Raw genomic sequence first — 1,306 nt, forward strand, 5'->3', positions numbered from 1 at the left:
GCGTGCGCCGGCCATACCGCAATGGCTCTGGTCCGGCTCTGGCACCAGCTCGACCGGGACCGACCGGCGCCGCGCTCGACGAGATGGCGGCGCTGCTCGATCACCTGCAGCGGGTGGCGCACCCGCGGCGTGCGCCGGCACTCGATGCGCTGGACCGGCGCTATGCGCAGCGCTGGCTGGCCTATGCCGATCTGCTCGAAACCCAGCTTGCGGTGCAGGAAGCCGGTGTGCCGGACGGCCTGCTGGCCCGAGCGCATGTGCCGGTGATCCTCGCTGGCGTGCGCGACGGCAGTCTGCAAACCCAGGGCGATGTGCAGCAGCACTGCGGCTTGAAGGAGGCCAATGCCAGCCGTGTGCTGGCATTGCTCGACGCCGCCGAACTGGTGCTGCGCCAGTGGCACGGGCGCGAGAAGCGGCTGATGGCCGGCCCGCGTCTGCCCGAAGCCTTGCAGTTGCTGGAGGATGCCGGCCGGCTGCCACTTGCAACGACACCGGCACGCACAGCGACTTCACGGCGCGGCAGTTCATTCTTCAAGGCGGCCTGAGCGGTGCAGACCCACATCACGACCTTCTACAGCTTCAAGGGCGGCGTCGGTCGCAGTCTGCTGCTGGCCAACGTCGGTGCCCTGCTCGCACAAAAGGCAGCGCCGGTGCTGCTGTGGGATCTGGACCTCGAAGCGCCGGGCCTGCATCACATTCCGGCGCTGCGTCCGAAACCGGTGCCGAAAGCGGGGTTTCTGGAATGGCTGCAGGGGCGCGGTGAGCGGCTCGGTCAAAGCCCGTCCGCGGCCGAGCTGAACCGGCTGTGGAAGAGCGTGAAACCCGTGCCGGGGCGGGAGGGGCTGTTCATCCTGCCGGCCTGTGGCGACAAGGCGGATTTCGCCGGGCTGTATCAGCAGATCGCATGGCAGGGGCCGATGGTCGAGCAGCCCGAGCAAGGGCTGAACCTGTTCCGGTCCCTGCTCGCGCATCTGGCGGAGAAGGGCGGTTTCGCGCATCTGCTGCTCGATGCCCGTACCGGTGTGACCGATCTCGGCGGGCTGATGGCCGCGGTGCTGCCGCATGCGACGGTGCTGGTCGGCGGATACGGCCGGCAGAACCGCGCCGGTTTGCTGCAGGTGTACCGCGCGCTGCAGCCGGCGGTGGATAACCGGCTGGCGGAGCGGGGCAGTCTGCCGCCGCTGGCGCGTTTGCTGGTGACTTCGCCGGTGCCGGATTTACCCGAGCGGCGGGACGAATGCCGGCGGAGCTGGCGCGAGGATTTCGTGCTGGCGCCGGAGGCGACGCAGTTCGAGATTCCGTTCGA

Annotated in this window: 1 protein-coding gene and 1 pseudogene; both read left to right on the top strand. The window is 69.1% G+C overall.

Features of this window, described 5'->3' with window-relative positions:
- The coding region (locus PKE44_RS17580; protein WP_324553857.1) for a hypothetical protein at positions 1–545 on the top strand (545 nt) is incomplete at its 5' end.
- Positions 546–650: 105 nt separating this feature from the next.
- A pseudogene (locus PKE44_RS17585) lies at positions 651–1,306 on the top strand (hypothetical protein); the annotation flags it as partial.

Origin of the sequence: Plasticicumulans sp. (assembly GCF_035331805.1) — a bacterium.
Taxonomy (GTDB): Bacteria; Pseudomonadota; Gammaproteobacteria; order Competibacterales; family Competibacteraceae; genus Plasticicumulans.